Here is a 17,893-nt window from a genome sequence, read left to right on the forward strand (position 1 = left end):
AAATCCCCTGAACGGGACTTTTTGCAGATCGCAAAAGAATCGTTCCTTGCGGGACTGATCATATTATGCGCCCGTAGTTCTTCCCTTAAATCCCCTAAAAGGGACTTTGCAGATCGCAAAAAGTCCCCTTTAGGGGATTTAGGGGTCTAGATGTCTACGAGTACCTCCTCACCAGCAGCGCCACATTCTCCACGTGGTGCGTGTTTGGGAACATATCTACCGGCTGCACTTTGGTAACCTCATAATCTTCCGACATCAACGCCAGATCTCGCGCCTGCGTGGCTGTGTTGCAGCTTACATATACGACGCGATCGGGTGCGGCTTTCAGGATTGTTTCTACAACAGGCTGGTCCATTCCGGCGCGTGGCGGGTCGGTAATAATCACGTCGGGCCTGCCATGGGTTTCCAGGAAGCTTTCATTCATGATATTGCGCATATCACCCGCGAAAAATGACGTATTCGTAATCCCGTTCAGTTCGGAGTTCCGGCGCGCGTCCTGCACCGCAGCTTCCACGTATTCCACTCCGACTACTTTTTTCGCTCTTCTCGCTACGAAATTCGCAATGGTCCCGGTTCCTGTATACAAGTCGTAAACCGACTCATTTCCCGTCAGACCCGCATATTCTCTTGCTACGCTGAAAAGCTGGTAAGCCTGGTCAGAGTTGGTCTGATAGAAAGATTTTGGCCCGACCAGAAACGTGAGGTCTTCCATGGTTTCGCGGATAAAAGTCTCGCCCGAATAATGGATTACTTCCTGGTCCTGGTAGGAATCGTTTCCCTTCAAATTGATAATATAGTTCAGCGAAGTGATCTCAGGGTGCGTTTTGTGCATATATTCCATCACCTCGGCGATCACCTCTTCATTATTCGCCCCAAACTGTACGATCACCATCACGTCGCCGGTATTGGCCGTTCTCACAACCAAATTCCGCATAATCCCAACGTTGAAACGCACGTCGTAATAAGGAATGTTTTTCAGGTTTGCGAAATGATGCAGAGAGTTGCGGATCGTGTTCGAAGGGTCGGGCTGTAAATGGCAGTGATCGACTGTGAAAATCTTGTCAAAACGCTTCGGAACGTGAAAGCCGAGCGCGTTTTTCGAGAATGTCTGCCCCGAATCCATTTGTTCTTTCGTCAGCCAGCGCCAGTTTGAGAAAGTGAATTCCAACTTATTACGGTAATATTCAGTCCTCGGAGCAGCCACGATCTGGTTACTCTCAACATTTCTGATCTTTCCAATCCTTTCAAAATGGTCGATAACCTGCTGTCTCTTGAATTTCAGCTGATGCTGATAGTCGATATGCTGCCACCTGCAGCCGCCGCAAACGCCGTGGTGAATACAATATGGGTCAGTTCTTAATGGTGATAATTTGTGTGTTTTTGTAACGATCGCTTCCTTTAATTTCTTCTTTGTTTTGACTACCTGCAAATCAACGATGTCACCCGGAGCCACATTTCCTTCTACAAAAATTACACCGTCCTCCGATTTAAATATACATTTGCCTTCTGCCGCAAAATCGGTAATTTCAACGTATTCATAAGTGTTGTTTTTGAGCATACTCCTTTTTTTAATTACTAAATCCAAAGCCTTATAGGATCAATTTTACAGTTCAACAAACCATGAAAAAACGGTTTATCTGGTCAATAATTTTACTATTCTTCTTCTTCCAGGCCAAAGCGACACACATTGTAGGCGGACAGCTTTTTATTACTGAAAACAAGGACAGCTACTACAACTATAACATCGGGCTTACTATGTATTTCGATGCGCTGAATGGTAACCCCGGAGCGGAAGATCCCGCAGTTGTCATTTATGTTTTTCGAAAACGCGATAATGCGGCCGTCGGTTGGCTTGAAGCTCCAAAAATAGAACGAAAATCGGTCACCTACGCAAATCCATTGTGCGGAATATCTACGTTGCAGACTTATCAGATCACGTACAGTTCCACTTTGCGGCTCAATCCGACGGATTTTAATGATCCGCAGGGCTATTACATGGTTTGGGACAGGTGCTGCCGAAACGGGACAATCACCAACATCAAGAATCCCGGAGACGCAGGAAGTCTGTTTTACCTCGAATTTCCGCCTCTGTTCAAGAACAATGCGAATTTCAAAAACTCCTCACCCCTCTTTCCCACGATAAATGGTGATTATGCTTGCGTGAACTCGCCTTTTTTCTTTGATTTTGGTGGAAAAGATGCTGACGGGGACAGCCTCGTTTATAGCCTGATCACGCCGATGCAGGGATATTCCGATAAGACTAACCCCAGTATTCCCGCGCGCGGATCTTCCGCCTACCCGCGGCTGGACTGGATCGATGGTATCACCGTCGACAATGTCATTCCCGGCCCGGACCCGCTCAAAGTGAACCGGGCCACGGGAATGCTCACTGTCACGCCCGGAAGTGTGGGTTTGTATGTATTTGCAGTGCAGGTGGATGAATATCGAAAAGGAGCCAAAATCGGGACGGTAACCCGCGATTTTCAGTTAAAGGTCGTCGATTGTCCGAAAATGGATCCGCCAAAATTGTTGTACAAACCCAAAGGTAAAACCACCTGGTACAATGAAAATGAGATTATTACAGTTAAAAAAGATGATCCCAACTGCTTCGAAGTGATCGTTACAGACCCTACTATCAATCAAATGATCAGGGTAAATGGGCTGGTTGTGAATAATAGCAAGAACTATTTCACCATCCTACCCGCCCAGTTCCGGACTACTGTCGCGAACGATACGCTGAAATTTGAAGTCTGCCTGGAAGATTGCTTCGTCACCTACGACAACCGCCCGATCCGGATCGATCTCATAGCGGAAGACGAAAGCTGCCCCTTTCCTCTCACCGATACCCTCAGCATCTATATTAAACGGGAAAGCGCCGGTAACAATGCGCCTAAGGTGACCACGTCGCTCGCCGCAGATTATGTGCATGTGACCGCTGGCGTGCCGGTTACCTTTACGGTTTTTGGTAAAGATCCTGACAAGGATAAGCTGGCACTTTCCGGCCGCGGGCGGGACTTTAATATGACAGATCTGGGAATGACATTCGCTGCGACTTCCGGTACTGAGAATGTCCAGCAGAATTTTACCTGGACCCCACCCTGCCAGGCAAAGAAAGGCGATACGCTGACTGTCGATTTCAAGCTGGAAGATATGCGCTGCGAGGGAAATCCAATGCCCGTTTCCAAGCCGGTATTTTTTATCGTCGACGAATCGCCTAACAATCCACCTGCTGTAAAAACTTCGCTGGACATTCCGGAGATCACTTATCTGATCGGCGGGCCGGAAGCGATCTTGTTCGATGTGATTGGAACCGACCCGGACACGAACAGGATCAGTCTCGTAGCAGCTGGCCGCGGGTTTGACCTGAGCGCATTGGGTATGATCTTCGAAGGAAAGACGGGCGTAAAGTCAGTCACGTCGCCCTATTCGTGGAGCCCGGAATGTACATTACTGGCTGGCGAAGCGGAGCAAACTTTTTTAGTTGACTTCATAACTCAGGACAAAAGTTGCGCTGCGGCAAGCGACACGACAACCGTCAGGATAATTCTGAAAGATAACGAAGAGCAACCCTTTCCGGAATTCCCGAATGTGATCACACCAAACGCAGATTCCAAAAATGATTGCTTTGTATTTCAGGAACTGCCGGATGATAAATGCGATGACCAGTTCAAAGATGTGACGATCTATAACCGCTGGGGAAAGCAAGTTTTCTATTCCAACATCCGCCCCAACGACTGGTGCCCGACCGACATTTCCGGTGGCTATTATTACTACCTGATACAATACACAAAACGCTCCTACAAAGGCGGTTTAACCATCTTGAAATAAATACAAAACGGCACTACGAATGAAAAATCTTTCAGTAGGTAAATATCAAAAATTCAGTCTGGCCGGAACGTAACGCGTCTTACAATATGTTTATAACTAATGGAGCTTACGATATGTTAGGTATTTTACGTAAGGTTAAAAAGTATTTAATTTAAAGAAAGAATGAAACTAATAAAAAGATATTTATATATTAACCTTTTTAAAAGTAAATGACTTAAAAAGCTGAAAGTCAAGGGCTGTGAATGGAAGATGAAAATAGATACTACAAAATCCCTCCTCCTTTCTTCCATTTTCCCTTCCGCCATTCAACCATTACCCATCACTAACATTAACCAAAATGAAAATAGCATTAATAGGAGCAACAGGATTTGTTGGCTCACATGTATTGAATGAATTGATCGACAGAGGACATGAGGTGGTCGCCATAGCACGGAATGTCGACAAGATTCCGGCTGATAACCTTGTCACTGCGGTCGCCGCGAATGTTCTTGATCCAACAGAAGTGACGGCGGCAGTTGCCGGCGTGGATGCAGTGATCAGCGCCTACAACCCAGGCTGGTCCAATCCGAATATCTACAATGAATTCCTTGCCGGCGCACGGTCTATTCAGCAAGGCGTAAAGGATTCCGGCGTGGGCAGGATTCTTGTAATCGGCGGTGCGGGAAGTCTGGAAATCAAGCCGGGCCTGCAACTGATCGACACGCCAAAGTTTCCGGAGGAGTTCAAGCCCGGTGCCGGCGCTGCCCGTGAATATCTTAATATTATCAGACAGGAAACGGAACTCGACTGGACCTACCTCAGCCCGGCCATCGAAATGGGCCCCGGCGCTCCGGGTGGACGGACAGGAAGTTACCGCACCGATTTGAACAAACCGGTATTCAACGAATCGGGCCGGAGTACGATTTCCGTAGAAGATCTTGCGGTTGCAATTGCAGACGAGATAGAGCATTCAAACCACATTAAAGAACGTTTTACAGTCGGGTACTAACTGCATTTTTGATACTTAAAGTATTAATATAAAGTATTGACTGATCTATTCAGTCAATACTTTTTCATTTTATAGTTAATACAGAAAGTTTCCCATTATTGAATCAAATAGAACATTTACAAAGTATTAACAGCAAAATACTTTTTATTATAAATAATACATTTAATATTTTTTGAAAGTTACTTACGTTAAATACTAATGTAAGTTTTGAAACTGAAAGTTAGCACGAGATTTAAGTATTGATTATCAGTAAGTTACTTAATATTATATGAGGTTTGTTTTTATAATAAGTCACTTTATAGAAAAGGTCAAAAAACAGTGAGTCGGAAAAGTTAGCCGATTTAGGCAAGATATATAAGGGAAATTGAGGTTCTTTGCAGCCTCAAACACCAATTATAAAAGCTTAATGAAACTCCGCATAACCGGTCTAACCGTTACATTACTATGTCTGACAGCCAGTCACGGCTTCTCTCAGCGGTTTCTAATGGATCTGGTTGATACTACCAACCAAATGGGAAAGGGAATGCTTTCCATTTATGAAAGGTACAATCGCGTGCGGATCAGCGGGTATATCCAGCCACAATTTCAGGTCATTTCTAAGAAAGGTGCAGAGACCTTTGCAGGCGGAAATTTCAGTCCCGCATCCAATAACAGGTTCATGCTGCGCCGCGGACGCTTACGTGTGGACTATGCGCATTTGAATAAAAACAATGACCCGACATCCTATTTTGTGTTTCAATTCGACGGGACAGAAAGAGGTGTCGCGATCCGCGATTTCTGGGGGCGCTTTTATGAAAACAAATTCCGGCTTTTCGCACTGACCACAGGAATGTTCGCCCGGCCGTTCGGTTACGAAGTGAACCTATCTTCCGCCAACCGCGAAAGTCCGGAGCGCGGACGCATGTCGCAGCTGCTTATGAAAACCGAGCGCGACATTGGCGCAATGCTTACTGTTACCAGTCGGCAGTCCGATCTCTGGTGGCAAAAGGCGAAGTTTGACGTAGGCGTTTTCAATGGTCAGGGAATGGCGGGGCCGGTGGACTACGACAGCCACAAAGATGTAGTAAGCCGGCTGAGTATGAAGCCGAGCAAAATACGGGCACTCGGAGGAGCTACCGTATCAGTCGCGGTTTCTCAATATCTGGGAGGTATCACCCACCAATCACCCGTTTTTTACAGTACACAAAATAAAGGCAACGAGTTTGTCATGCTGCGCGATTCTTCAACGAATAATTTGGGTAAAAAATCACCCAGAAATTACTCCGGCGCCGATTTTCAGATCAGTTTCCCAAACAGAAAAGGAGAAACGGAATTTCGAGCTGAGTACGTGCGGGGAAAGCAGACCGGAACCTTCGCCAGCAGTGAAACGCCGGGCGTGTATCCCATCGCGAATGGCCTAAAAAGTCCACTCTATGCCCGGAGCTTCGACGGTGCCTACTTTTACTTTCTTCAAAATCTGGGCAGCATTGACCATCAGATTCTGTTTAAATACGATTGGTACGATCCCAATACACGCGTAGCGGGTCAGCAGCTACGGAATTCGGAAGGGTTCAGCAGTGCGGATCTGCGCTACTATACATTTGGAATGGGGTACGTTTACATCGCTAATGAATCGCTGAAATTCACTTTCTACTATGATATCGTACGAAATGAAAAATCGGCAATATCTGGTTTTGAGACCGATATTTCTGACGATGTATTCACCTGCCGCGTGCAATACAATTTCTAGCTCCCAAACCTCTCAGTCAATATTTTGTGCCGGTAAGTGAAGATCTTCCGGACTTCATTCCGAACGAACAATGCATTTACGATGTCGCCGATAAACCCCAGCGGCACTTTATAATTCAGGATATCTTCCATAAGAACACCATCGGCCGTTTCCGTAAACCGGTGCTGGTGATGCCAGAATGCATACGGGCCAAATCGCTGTTCGTCAACAAAGTACTGTTTATCAGCCACGTGCGTGATCTCGGTACACCATTTTAGCGGGATACCCAGCACCGGCTTGACAATATACCGGATGATCTGCCCGGCGTACATCTGCTCGCCGTGATGTTTGGAGGTGACGATAAATCCCATGTGAGCCGGGGTAATGTCTTTCAGGTTCGCAGGGTTTGAAAAGAAATTCCAGGCTTCGTCCAGCGACACGGGCAATTTTTGCGTAAAATATAACTCCTGCATAAAAGATTTTGATTTAAAAACATACATCAATAGTCAGACCAGCGCAAAAAATGGCTGATAGTGGCATGATTTTAGCCCTTTCGAATTATGACTAAAATCTGAGCAAAATGAACAGAAAACTCATTGCAACAACTTCAACGTCCATTTACGCCAGTCCATCCAAAGTCTGGAAGGCGCTGATCGACCCTGAGATCGTCAGAAAATATATGTACGGCGCCGAAGTGTATTCGGATTGGCAGGTTGGCAGTCCGATCACTTTTACCGGCGAATGGGAAGGCCAGCAGTATGTAGACAAAGGCACTATTTTAGAAATAATTCCGGAGCGCGTACTGAGCTATTCCTATTGGAGCCCGCTATCCGGGGTAGAGGATTTTGAAGATAATTACATGCACGTGACGTATCACGTATCCGAATATGATGACGAAACGACGCTGACTATTACGCAGGATAACCTCGACTCTGACGAAGCGGTTGTCAAAGCCGAGGAAAACTGGATGAATGTTTCCAAGCAAATCAAGCACCTGCTCGAAGAAGACCGCAAGCATGTGTTGTAATAGATCCTGACCTTTCCAGGTAAAGCCTGGAAAGGTTACATTTTCATACTTAATGCAATGCGCTTGCGACCGAGATCTACTTCGGTAACTTTCACCTGAACTACCTGCTGTAACTTCACTACTTCATTAGGATCTTTGATGAAACGATCCGCCATTTGCGAAACGTGGACCAAACCATCCTGTTTTACGCCCACATCCACGAACGCGCCAAATGCAGTAATGTTCGTAACAATACCCGGTAATATCATTCCAACTTTCAGATCTTCCGGCTTTCTGACTGAGCTGTCAAATTCAAATTTCTTAATTTCCGAACGTGGGTCGCGGGCAGGCTTTTCGAGTTCTGCCAGTATATCCTTCAATGTAGGCAGCCCGACCGAATCCGAAATATACTTTTCCGGCTTGATCTGTTTCCGAATTTCTGTTTTTGCTATTAGATCCTGAATCGTGGCACCCGCATCTTTGGCCATTTGTTCGACCAATGCATATCTTTCTGGATGTACTGCACTGCTATCCAATGGATTAGCCGCATCATCAATGCGCAAAAATCCGGCAGCCTGCTCAAATGCTTTCGACCCGAGGCGGGGAACTTTTAACAATTGTTGCCTCGATTTAAAATTTCCGTTTTTAGCCCGAAAATCGACGATATTCTGCGCCAGAGCAGGTCCGAGGCCGGAAATGTACCTCAATAAATGCTTGCTGGCCGTGTTGAGATTTACGCCTACGGAATTCACGCAACTTTCTACGACTGTATCCAAGGCATTTCGCAATGAATTCTGGTCTACATCGTGCTGGTACTGACCAACTCCTATTGATTTTGGATCGATCTTGACAAGCTCTGCCAGCGGATCCATGAGTCTGCGTCCAATAGAAACCGAGCCTCTCACGGTCACATCTTTATCCGGAAATTCCTCGCGCGCTACTTCGGAAGCCGAGTAAATCGACGCGCCCTGTTCACTCACGGAGAACAAACCAATTTCGCTGCTGCCAGAAGTATCGAGTAGCTTTTTAACAAAATCCTCCGTCTCCCGGCCTGCGGTTCCATTACCGACAGCGATAGCCTGGATTGTGTATCTTTTGATTAGATCGAGCAGCTTGGTCTGTGCATCCCCCGGGCGATCGAATGGATAAATCACCTGGTCGGAAACCAGATTTCCCTGCTGATCGAGCACCACGACTTTGCAACCGGTACGATAGCCCGGATCAATGGCGAGAACGTTCTTCTGCCCAAGCGGCGAGGCGAGCAGTAATTGCCGCAGGTTTTCCGTAAATACCTGAATAGCCGCGATGTCCGCCTTTTCCTTTGACAGGTTTGTGAACTCGGTTTCAATTGACGGTTTAAGCAACCTTTTATAGCTGTCGGTAATAGCCGCCTCAATCTGGTCTTTGCAAGCATTTGATCCCCTTAAAAAAAGCCTGTCAAGAGATTCCAGTGCCAGTTTTTCGTCCGGGGAGATATCTACATTCAATATCCCCTCTTCTTCTCCCCGCCGGATCGCAAGCAGCCGGTGCGACGGAATGCGGGAAAGTGGCTCACTGAAATCAAAATAATCGCGGTACTTGGCTCCTTCCTCTTCCTTTTTCTTCTTCACTTTGGATGTGATCACAGCACCGCGCTGGAATGTCTGACGGATCTTGCCCCGCGCATCCTGATTTTCATTGATCCACTCCGCCATAATATCCCTTGCCCCCTGCAATGCATCCTCAACTTTCGGTACTTCGTCATTCAAAAATCCCAGCGCTTTGTTCTCTGGGTCACTTTCTTTGCCTGTAAAAATAAGCTGTGCCAAAGGTTCTAATCCTTTTTCAATCGCAGCAATGGCCCGCGTTTTGCGCTTTTGTTTATATGGTAAATAAATGTCTTCCAGCTCAGTAAGCGAAAAGACGCTTTCGATTTTCTTCTTCAAATCGGCAGTCAGCTTACCTTGTTCTCCGATACTTTTCAGAATAGCCTCCCGCCGCTTTTCCACGTCCTGCTGCTTCTGCCAGGCATCCCGGATCGCGCCGATCTGCACTTCGTCTAACCCGCCCGTCGCTTCTTTACGGTAGCGGGCGATAAAAGGCAGCGTCGCGCCTTCCTCGAATAATTGAATGGTACTTCTTACTTGTTTATCAGCAATATTGGTCTGCTGGGCAATCAGTGTATAATTCATTTGGTAGACGTTCATTGGTAACGACAAATAAAACTGGTTTTTGTAGCTTTAAAAACTAAAATCCAGTTAACCCCGCCCATTTCGATGAAATTCAGGTTTGTTATCCATTTCGTTCTGCTGCTCATTTTCTGGTCTTTTAATATTAAAGCTCTTGCCCAACAAAAACCGGCCTTCAAAGTGATTGCATTTTTCACCGGAAAAAATGATAAAGCGCATATTAGCTTCGTAAAAGAGGCGCATCGGTTTTTTCCTGAAACGGGAAAGCAAATGGGTTTCACCTACGATTCAACGAGCAATTGGAACAATATGAATGATCAGTTTCTGGCTAAATATCAAGTGGTTATATTTCTGGATACCCGGCCAGAAAAGCCTGAACAGCGGGCTGCATTTCAAAGGTATATGGAAAAAGGCGGCGGCTGGATCGGGTTTCACTTCGCCGCATTCGCGTTGACTCCTTCTGCCTATCCACAAAATTGGGACTGGTACCACGACCAGTTTCTGGGATCGGGCCAATATAAAAGCAATACGTGGCGACCCACTTCTGCCATATTAAAGGTTGAAAACAAGGCGAGTGCAATTACTCAAAACCTGCCTGATACATTCCGAACAGCGCCCAATGAATGGTATTGTTGGGAGAAAGACCTGAAAAACAATCCGGATATTGAGGTATTGCTCTCCGTAGATAATGCTAGTTTCCCGCTAGGAACGGGACCGAAACAACACGAAATTTGGCATAGCGGCTATTATCCTGTGGCATGGACAAACAAGAAATACCGGATGCTGTATATTAATATGGGGCACAACGATATTGACTACGACAATAAAACGGACAAAGAACTGTCTTTTACCTTTGCCAATAAAACGCAAAACCAGTTTGTTATTCAGTCATTGATGTTTCTGGGAGCAAAATAAAAAAGGAGACTTTTGCCGGGTTACGGAAAAAGTCTCCTTTTAAATATAGTGATAATAAGCTGACAGTCAGACAATCAGGGATTCTGAGACTCAATCACACCTACGTCATTTTCATCAATATCCTCCGTAGATGCATTTTCTTCGGTCTTGTTACCTGTGTACACTTCCGGAGCATCCGTTCCTGGAACATCCGGCTGCGGATTCATTGGAGCAGTCTGGCCCGGTTCCGGGTAACTGGTCGCCGGCGGTTGTTTGTCGGGCATTTCATTAGTAAAACTCGCGTATGAATATCCTGTCATAAAATCCATGGTTTTAACATTTTGATGAAATCAAAACAAAACAAAAAACCATGCCCCACAATCATTGTCAGTTGACTGAAGTCAGCGGCAATTGATTGCTTTCGCTGGAAAGGCATCATACAATTCATCAACATTCAATACCCGTTGACTTCAGCCAACGGAAAGACATCACTTGCGCTGCAAAAGCAAATTCATAAAAATCAATAGTCAGTTGACTGAAGTCAACGGCAATTGATTGCTATCGCTGGAAAGGCATCATACAATTCATCAACATTCAATACCCGTTGACTTCAGTCAACGGCAAGACATCTCTTGCGCTGCAAAGCAAATTCATAAAAATCAATAGTCAGTTGACTGAAGTCAACGGCAATTGATTGCTTTCGCTGTAAAAGCCTCACGCAAATTCATCAACATTCAATACCCGTTGACTTCAGTCAACGGCAAGACATCACTTGCGCTGCAAAATACAAATTCATCAACATCAATACCCGTTGACTTCAGTCAACGGCAAAACATCACTTGCGCTACAAAAGCAAAATACAATTTCATAAAAAATCAATACCCGTTGACTGAAGTCAGCGGCAATTGATTGCTTTCGCTGTAAAGCCTCACGCAAATTCATGAACATTCAATACCCGTTGACTTCAGTCAACGGCATGTTACAATTTGCGTTGCAAAAGGGCCATATAAAATCCGTCGAAACCATCCGTGGCGGGCGACGTTCGCTGCTGGGAAATCAGCTCCCATTCCTTGCGGTTCGTTTTCATAAAGCGTTTCACCTGATCCTCCGACTCAGAAGGCAGAATGCTGCAAGTCGCATACACCATTTTCCCGCCTTTTTTGACCATTTGCGAATAAGTACTGAGGATATGCCACTGAACGTGGCGTATCTGATCCAGGAATTCCGGCTTCAATTTCCATTTAGAATCCGGATTTCTCCTCAAAACCCCTAACCCTGAGCACGGAACGTCCAACAAAAGGCGGTCGGCGGTTCTGGAAAGCTTCTCAATGTCCGAGTCGAACTGGATCGTCATTGTTTCCAGATTTGTCACGCCATTGCGCTCGGCACGCTTCTTCAATTCGTTCAGTTTAAGTCCTGCAATGTCCATTGCCAGTATCGACCCGGTATTTTGCAGCAATGCCGCCAAGTGCAGACTTTTTCCACCAGCGCCGGCACATGCATCTATCACCGACAATCCGGGCTGAATATCCAGATAAGGTGCAATAAGCTGAGAACCAGCATCCTGAACTTCTAAGTATCCATTTTTGAAAGCCTCGGTATTATTGATATTCTGCCTTTTTTTGAGCAGAATTGCGTTGGGCACGTTTGCAATCGGTGCTGCATTATCTTCACCAAACAATTCCAGTACCGCCTGAACATCACTTTTTAAAGTATTAACGCGCAAATTCAGCTGCGCCTGCTCGTTTAGGGCTTTCAGCTCCTTATCCCAAGATTTTTTAAGCTCTTTTTCTCCGAGCTCGTCGATCCAGTCAGGAATAGATTGAGCGATCTTCCGTATTTCCATCGCCTCTGCATATCGTGCAGCAACATGCTCCGTACTGATTTCTGCAAATTCCGGCCATTCCGGCAGCGCAATTACTTCCCCTGAGTGCAAATGCAGCGGTTTGATCAGTTGCCATACGCCAGTCAGTTTGACGAAGTCAGCTTCTTCCTTCGCCTTTTCAACCTGCGAGACGTATTTGACAAGCCGCCACCAGCGTACAATCTCATATATATTCTCGGCGATGAAAGAGCGGTCCCGAGCGCCCCATTTTTTATTAGATTTTAACAGCTGCTCGACAACCTGATCAGCCTGCCTGTTTCTGACAAAAATGTGTTGCAGACCTTCAACGATAGCGAATATTAAACCACGGTGAATTTTCAAAATGTAATATGTTAAGGTATTTGTTGCTGGCGAAGGTGCACATTAGCGCCGGCGCAGCAATGCAAATTACCTGTAAGGCGCGGTTTTTACCAACTTTGCCTACTTTTTAAAAGCACACCAAATGAGAACTGCTGGTTTTTTTAATAGATCTTTTGTGGCAGCTCAACCACGAAGCTCGTCCCTGCTCCCCGTTCCGAAACAACATTTAACTGCCCGTCGAGGCTTGTAACAAGATGTTTTACCAAAGCAAGTCCAAATCCATAACCCTGTTCGCCCGCGGTTCCATCCGTAGAAGTGGAAGTACCTGCTAGAATCGCGTCGATGCCCGCCGCATCCATTCCCACACCTTCGTCTTTTACAACAATCTGGAGTGTAGGTTTGTCAATATGCAGCAGCAGCCCCAGATCCACGGTCACGTGCTTTAAAGCAGGCGTAAATTTGATCGCATTAGAGATAAGGTTGCCTGTAATTTGCAGCAGTTTATTCTTTGGGAATGATATGTTTGAGGTCAGAGGAGTTGTATTCACAGTGAATACAATCTGCTTGTGCCGGGCCTGGGGGCCGTATAATTTTTCAAGCTTATCTTTAAAAACTGTGAGGTCAAATCGAGTGTTATCGCCTCCACTTGCAGCCACCGCTACACGTTTGTCTTTGTTAGAATCAAGAATTTCTTCCGCGAGATCAAGTATCGAGTTTCCGCTTTTATAAATCAGGTTGATAAATTCAAGAACCTCGTCCATTTGATTGGTATCTCCCTGATCCTTAATGATCTGGGCCAATCCAACTATTCCGCCAAGTGGCCCGCGGATATCGTGCGCAACTTTTCTTTGTGTCTGTTTGGCTTCTAGTAATCTCGATTTTAACGCTTCCATGACCTTAATCGTTTTGAGGCGACTTACGATCTCGTCGGCGATAATCTTTAAAAGCTCTATTTTTTCAGGATCGAGATAAACGCGTTCCCGATCCAATACACAAAGCGCACCTATCGGAACGCCAGCGCTCGTTTTTAGGGGAACACCGTAATAGTAGCGAACATTTGGCTTGCCCGTCACATAGTCTTTGTCCTTGAATCGATCGTCGGCAGAAAGATCGGTGACCTCAAAGGATTCAACGTTCATGATGGTGTACTGGCAGACAGAATCTTCCCGAAGCATCTGGTCGATATCCAGACCATAATTGGAAATCGTCCACTGCGTAAGTGAGTCAATCAGGTTGACAAGGGAGATACTGGTTCCGGCGACCTTCGCCGCAAGCCGGGCGAGGTCACTGAATGCATTTTTATGATCGCCATAGTCGATATCAAGATCCGACAAGCCAATAAGGCGTTCCATCTCATTGGCTGGGACAGGCGCATTGAAGAGATTCGATGGTACAGAGTCTGAATGCATTGATGATCGGGTATACGAATAACAAAAATAGAACTAATTCGAATGTTCACAATGTGTACTACAAACTTTCCGTTTTTGGACATACGATTATGAAACTGCCTTCTTAGAATAGTACTGAATTGCATTTTTAGGAAACTGTTGTATATTAGTTTTACATTCATTGAAGATTTAGTATTAATCAGCGAGCTCCTCCAATCATATTCTCAATCTTACAGTGTTAGATAGAACTTTGAATTAAGTTAATTTAATTAACAGTGAAAGATTATTTGGTTTACGCGTCTCAGTTAACGTTTTAACCAATACGGCAATCTCAGCTACTTAGTGATGAGCACATCGGGTTTTTGAATATTTTAAAGTTAATTCATCGACATCAATTCCAATTTTTAGGTATTCTATTAATGTATCGAATCATTTTTACAACATTTTTACTTTGCGCTTCAATTGCTGTAAATGCGCAAACCGGCGCTGCTGATAAGGTTATCGGGGAATGGCTGAGTGAGGAAAAAGACCGGAGAATAGAGATCTATAAATCAGGGTCTGAATATTTCGGGAGACTGATCTGGTCAACTGAATTATTTGAATCTGATGGTAAGACTTCGAGAAAAGATATTCGCAATAATGATGAAAAGCTCCGTGACAGAAATCTGCAAAATGTAAATGTGCTATCAAACTTTATCTACGACTCAGGAATGTGGGACAACGGGAAAATGTACGATCCCCAGAGCGGCAAAACCTATAATTGCCTGATGAAATTGCGAAGTGAACTGCTCGAAATACGCAGTTATATCGGATTCCCGCTTTTGGGAAAGTCTACCTATTGGAAACGAACCGAAAACCCGCTTTAAAACTACCCTACTATCTTCAAGGAAAGTCCTGATTTGCCTGTAACTGGAATATAATGCAGTCGGCGTTTGTTGTCCAATAAACAGCATGACGTCATGAATAATATTAAACTGGGAGTCCTGGATCAGTCTGTGGTTCGCGCGGGAACCACGGTGCAGGAAGCAATTCAGGAAACAATACATACTGCAAAAGTTGCCGAAGAGCTGGGATACAGCCGTTTTTGGGTCTCCGAACATCATAATTCTACATTCATCGCCGGCTCGACGCCCGAAGTTTTAATGGTCAAACTGGCTGATGCAACCCAACATATCCGCATCGGTTCTGGCGGGATTATGCTTCCGAATCACAGTGCATTGAAAGTTGCGGAGAACTTTCGAATGCTGGAAACACTTTTCCCGGGCCGCATAGACCTGGGAATGGGGCGCGCACCAGGCACAGACAGACTCACTTCTACTCTATTGAATCCCTCCAACGATTTTAGCGAGAGCAGCTATTTGCGGCAGCTCGAACATTTACAGCATTTTTTCCGAGATACCGCCGGCACAGACCGTGGTTTTATCTACGCAACACCTCAGTCTGACACCATCCCGCAGCAGTGGATTCTGAGTTCCAGCGGCGGAAGCAGCAATATTGCCGCACGTTTTGGCCTGGGACTGGCAGTTGCAAAGTTTATCAACGGATTTGTCAGGCCGGATGTAGTGGAAACCTACCGGAGGAATTTCCGTCCATCGGACCAATATCCCGAGCCTCATGCGATTCTTTCCACTTTTGTTTTGTGCGGAGAAACGGAGGAAAAGGCTGCTGAAATGCGGAAAATGATGGATTATGTATTGATCGAATTTGAAAAGGGAAAATTCGGCCCTTTCCCGGATCCTGAGACTGTCCGCAAATATCGCTTTACACCAGGTGAGCTGGAACGCCTTCAATACAATAGCGGCAGGGTGATTTCGGGAACGAAGGATTCAGTAAAAGAACAGCTGACTAAGCTGGCCAACGATTTTGAAGTGGATGAAATCATCATTTCTACGATGGCGGATACGGTCGAAACCAGGCTGAAATCTTTCGCATTGATTTCGGAAGCTTTTAATTTGAGGGAAGCAGTAGTTTAAGCATATTTGCGGCGACCAATCCAAACCGACGCGAATGAACCGTTTTGACCGCATAACTGCCATTCTGATCCAGTTGCAATCCCGAAAAATTGTGAAGGCCCAGGATTTGGCAGAGCGCTTTGAGATCAGTTTGCGAACGGTTTACAGAGACATCAGCTCGCTCGCAGAGGCGGGCGTACCTATTATAGGCGAGGCAGGCGTAGGCTATTCGATCATGGATGGTTACCGTCTGCCTCCTGTTATGTTTACGAAGGAAGAAGCGCGGACTTTCATTACGGCGGAAAAGCTGATGGAAAAATTCACGGATTTCTCAACGCAGTCCCAGTACCAATCGGCCATGTTTAAGGTCAAGGCGGTATTGAGAAGCAGCGAAAAGTCGGTGGTCGAAAGCCTGGAAGACCATATCGCGGTGCGGAGAATGAATAGTGCATTTTACAAACCAACCAGCAATACCTTTGATATTTTACTCAAAAGCATTTCTGAAAAAAAGATTGCAAAGATCCACTACAAGGCGATTAACAGCGAAGAACAACTCGAAAGGGTTATTGAGCCCGTAGGTCTTTACCACGAAAATAATTACTGGTACGCGATCGCTTATTGCCACCTCCGAAGCGATTACCGAAACTTCCGTTCCGACCGGATCCTGCATTCCGAAATGACCGACCAGCCTTTTGAACATAAGCATGCTCCATTAAAAGAGTTTCTTGAAAATGGTCACGAAGGGCAGAATCTCCGTCTGGTGAGGATCAAAATGGATAAAAGGATTGCGCGCTATGTGGGCGAGCAGCGGATCTACTACGGGTTTGTTTCTGAGATCATTCGCGAAGACCACGTCGAAATGAGTTTTCTGACTGTTAGTCTGGAAGGTTTTGCGCGGTGGTTCCTGATGATCGCGCCAAATGCACAAATTCTTGAACCGGTTTCGCTTAAAACCATCATTAAGAGGCTTTTGACGCAAATTTCAGAAAATCTGGATCTTGATACGGGCTCCTGAAATTTGATTTCGCAGGCATTTATAGTACGCCAGGATTTCAATACACACCAGAAATATTTTTTTCGCAGCTCAGGCAGCAATCTCAGGGGCAGTCGCAGTCCCAAAATCGCTCTCATTGCGGTCGCAGTAGGTGATAAACCTTGATTCACTCCTGCCGACGGTTTATATTGAGCTATGAAAAAGATCAATATCCTCGGGATCTCCGGCAGCCTTCGCAGCGATTCAACCAACGCAATTATTCTTCGGGCAATCGAATCACTCCTTCCCGAAAACGTCACATTTCAGATTTTCAATGGACTCGACGAAATGCCGCATTTCAGTCCGGGCCTGGAAGAGCCTGATGCTGTGATGAAATTCAAACGAGCTCTTCAACTTGCAGACGCCGTGATTATATCCACCCCGGAATACGCATTCGGAGTGCCCGGCACGTTGAAAAATGCATTGGACTGGACCGTCGCTACCGGGGAGTTCAACGAAAAGCCGGTTGCTGCGATCAGCGCCTCGCCGTTAAACACCGGGGGCGACAAGGCGCTGGCCTCCCTTCTCCTTACACTTACTGCGTTAGGAACAGTACGTAATGAAAATTCGTACCTCTCCATTCCAAATGTAAAATCCAAGATTGTCGAAGGTAAAATTGCGGACCAAAATACAATTGAGCTGCTTAAAATTCAGGTCGCTAATTTACTCTCCCTGATATATATACGTTCCTGAACTTCTATCGGAATTGTGCAAGTTAATATCTGGCAAACAAAAGACTACCA

15 protein-coding genes are annotated in these 17,893 nt (G+C 45.6%); 9 read left to right on the plus strand and 6 right to left on the minus strand.

The genetic code is table 11. The features are described from left to right. Positions 1-154: 154 nt before the first annotated feature. On the minus strand, positions 155-1,558 hold the full coding sequence (gene rlmD, locus KOD92_RS09145; RefSeq protein ID WP_215233233.1) for a 23S rRNA (uracil(1939)-C(5))-methyltransferase RlmD: 1,404 nt from the start codon (positions 1,556-1,558) through the stop codon (positions 155-157). 62 nt (positions 1,559-1,620) lie between these two features. On the opposite strand from rlmD, the gene KOD92_RS09150 reads away from it, so the two are divergent. The 3 genes from KOD92_RS09150 to KOD92_RS09160 all read left to right on the plus strand — a co-directional run bounded on the left by KOD92_RS09150 (position 1,621) and on the right by KOD92_RS09160 (position 6,545). Next, entirely contained in the window at positions 1,621-3,828 is a 2,208-nt protein-coding gene (locus tag KOD92_RS09150; RefSeq protein ID WP_215233234.1) for a T9SS type B sorting domain-containing protein, read from the plus strand. A 337-nt stretch (positions 3,829-4,165) separates the two neighbouring features. Further along, positions 4,166-4,816 carry an NAD(P)-dependent oxidoreductase gene (locus tag KOD92_RS09155; RefSeq protein WP_215233235.1) on the plus strand — a complete coding sequence of 217 codons (651 nt, stop codon included), beginning with the start codon at positions 4,166-4,168 and terminating at the stop codon, positions 4,814-4,816. Positions 4,817-5,222: 406 nt separating this feature from the next. After that, complete coding sequence (locus tag KOD92_RS09160) at positions 5,223-6,545, plus strand: porin (protein WP_229254606.1); 1,323 nt, start codon at positions 5,223-5,225, stop codon at positions 6,543-6,545. Here KOD92_RS09160 and KOD92_RS09165 read toward each other — a convergent pair. Next, positions 6,542-6,997: an SRPBCC family protein gene (locus KOD92_RS09165; RefSeq protein WP_215233236.1), complete on the minus strand. Its 456-nt coding sequence runs from the start codon at positions 6,995-6,997 to the stop codon at positions 6,542-6,544. The two genes, KOD92_RS09160 and KOD92_RS09165, sit on opposite strands and share 4 nt — an antisense overlap. Positions 6,998-7,104: 107 nt before the next feature. Between KOD92_RS09165 and KOD92_RS09170 the strand changes: the two genes are divergently transcribed. Beyond that, entirely contained in the window at positions 7,105-7,551 is a 447-nt protein-coding gene (locus tag KOD92_RS09170) for an SRPBCC domain-containing protein (RefSeq protein ID WP_215233237.1), read from the plus strand. Positions 7,552-7,586: 35 nt separating this feature from the next. Here KOD92_RS09170 and KOD92_RS09175 read toward each other — a convergent pair whose 3' ends face one another. Then, positions 7,587-9,701, minus strand: coding sequence for a Tex family protein (locus KOD92_RS09175; protein ID WP_215233238.1), 2,115 nt, complete (start codon positions 9,699-9,701; stop codon positions 7,587-7,589). Positions 9,702-9,785: 84 nt separating this feature from the next. On the opposite strand from KOD92_RS09175, the gene KOD92_RS09180 reads away from it, so the two are divergent. Next, positions 9,786-10,613 carry a ThuA domain-containing protein gene (locus KOD92_RS09180; protein ID WP_215233239.1) on the plus strand — a complete coding sequence of 276 codons (828 nt, stop codon included), beginning with the start codon at positions 9,786-9,788 and terminating at the stop codon, positions 10,611-10,613. A 74-nt stretch (positions 10,614-10,687) separates the two neighbouring features. Here the strand turns inward: KOD92_RS09180 and KOD92_RS09185 are convergent, their stop codons facing one another. The 3 genes from KOD92_RS09185 to KOD92_RS09195 all read right to left on the minus strand — a co-directional run bounded on the left by KOD92_RS09185 (position 10,688) and on the right by KOD92_RS09195 (position 14,186). Further along, positions 10,688-10,912 (minus strand): hypothetical protein, encoded by a 225-nt coding sequence (locus KOD92_RS09185; RefSeq protein ID WP_215233240.1) that lies wholly within the window; start codon positions 10,910-10,912, stop codon positions 10,688-10,690. A 659-nt stretch (positions 10,913-11,571) separates the two neighbouring features. Then, positions 11,572-12,798, minus strand: coding sequence for an RsmB/NOP family class I SAM-dependent RNA methyltransferase (locus tag KOD92_RS09190; protein WP_215233241.1), 1,227 nt, complete (start codon positions 12,796-12,798; stop codon positions 11,572-11,574). 140 nt (positions 12,799-12,938) lie between these two features. Beyond that, complete coding sequence (locus tag KOD92_RS09195; RefSeq protein ID WP_215233242.1) at positions 12,939-14,186, minus strand: GAF domain-containing sensor histidine kinase; 1,248 nt, start codon at positions 14,184-14,186, stop codon at positions 12,939-12,941. Between the two features lie 398 nt (positions 14,187-14,584). Here KOD92_RS09195 and KOD92_RS09200 point away from each other — a divergent pair, with 398 nt between their 5' ends. The 4 genes from KOD92_RS09200 to KOD92_RS09215 all read left to right on the plus strand — a co-directional run bounded on the left by KOD92_RS09200 (position 14,585) and on the right by KOD92_RS09215 (position 17,843). Further along, the gene (locus tag KOD92_RS09200; RefSeq protein WP_215233243.1) at positions 14,585-15,031 is read left to right on the plus strand and encodes a DUF2147 domain-containing protein; all 447 of its coding nucleotides are present in this window, start codon (positions 14,585-14,587) and stop codon (positions 15,029-15,031) included. 93 nt (positions 15,032-15,124) lie between these two features. Then, complete coding sequence (locus KOD92_RS09205; RefSeq protein WP_215233244.1) at positions 15,125-16,138, plus strand: LLM class flavin-dependent oxidoreductase; 1,014 nt, start codon at positions 15,125-15,127, stop codon at positions 16,136-16,138. Between the two features lie 34 nt (positions 16,139-16,172). After that, positions 16,173-17,132: a helix-turn-helix transcriptional regulator gene (locus KOD92_RS09210; RefSeq protein ID WP_215233245.1), complete on the plus strand. Its 960-nt coding sequence runs from the start codon at positions 16,173-16,175 to the stop codon at positions 17,130-17,132. Positions 17,133-17,306: 174 nt separating this feature from the next. Continuing rightward, complete coding sequence (locus KOD92_RS09215) at positions 17,307-17,843, plus strand: NADPH-dependent FMN reductase (protein ID WP_215233246.1); 537 nt, start codon at positions 17,307-17,309, stop codon at positions 17,841-17,843. Positions 17,844-17,893 lie beyond the last annotated feature (50 nt).

The sequence above is a fragment of the Dyadobacter linearis genome, assembly GCF_907165045.1.
In the GTDB taxonomy this organism is placed as follows: Bacteria; Bacteroidota; Bacteroidia; order Cytophagales; family Spirosomataceae; genus Dyadobacter; species Dyadobacter linearis.

Excerpts from the sequence above, each read along its gene's own strand:
- KOD92_RS09180 (WP_215233239.1), top strand. The coding sequence starts at position 9,786 with ATGAAATTCAGGTTTGTTATCCATTTCGTTCTGCTGCTCATTTTCTGG.
- KOD92_RS09210 (WP_215233245.1), top strand. The coding sequence starts at position 16,173 with ATGAACCGTTTTGACCGCATAACTGCCATTCTGATCCAGTTGCAATCC.
- KOD92_RS09205 (WP_215233244.1), top strand. The coding sequence starts at position 15,125 with ATGAATAATATTAAACTGGGAGTCCTGGATCAGTCTGTGGTTCGCGCG.
- rlmD (WP_215233233.1), bottom strand. The coding sequence starts at position 1,558 with ATGCTCAAAAACAACACTTATGAATACGTTGAAATTACCGATTTTGCG.
- KOD92_RS09155 (WP_215233235.1), top strand. The coding sequence starts at position 4,166 with ATGAAAATAGCATTAATAGGAGCAACAGGATTTGTTGGCTCACATGTA.
- KOD92_RS09170 (WP_215233237.1), top strand. The coding sequence starts at position 7,105 with ATGAACAGAAAACTCATTGCAACAACTTCAACGTCCATTTACGCCAGT.
- KOD92_RS09215 (WP_215233246.1), top strand. The coding sequence starts at position 17,307 with ATGAAAAAGATCAATATCCTCGGGATCTCCGGCAGCCTTCGCAGCGAT.
- KOD92_RS09175 (WP_215233238.1), bottom strand. The coding sequence starts at position 9,701 with ATGAATTATACACTGATTGCCCAGCAGACCAATATTGCTGATAAACAA.
- KOD92_RS09185 (WP_215233240.1), bottom strand. The coding sequence starts at position 10,912 with ATGACAGGATATTCATACGCGAGTTTTACTAATGAAATGCCCGACAAA.
- KOD92_RS09160 (WP_229254606.1), top strand. The coding sequence starts at position 5,223 with ATGAAACTCCGCATAACCGGTCTAACCGTTACATTACTATGTCTGACA.
- KOD92_RS09165 (WP_215233236.1), bottom strand. The coding sequence starts at position 6,997 with ATGCAGGAGTTATATTTTACGCAAAAATTGCCCGTGTCGCTGGACGAA.
- KOD92_RS09200 (WP_215233243.1), top strand. The coding sequence starts at position 14,585 with ATGTATCGAATCATTTTTACAACATTTTTACTTTGCGCTTCAATTGCT.
- KOD92_RS09195 (WP_215233242.1), bottom strand. The coding sequence starts at position 14,186 with ATGCATTCAGACTCTGTACCATCGAATCTCTTCAATGCGCCTGTCCCA.
- KOD92_RS09150 (WP_215233234.1), top strand. The coding sequence starts at position 1,621 with ATGAAAAAACGGTTTATCTGGTCAATAATTTTACTATTCTTCTTCTTC.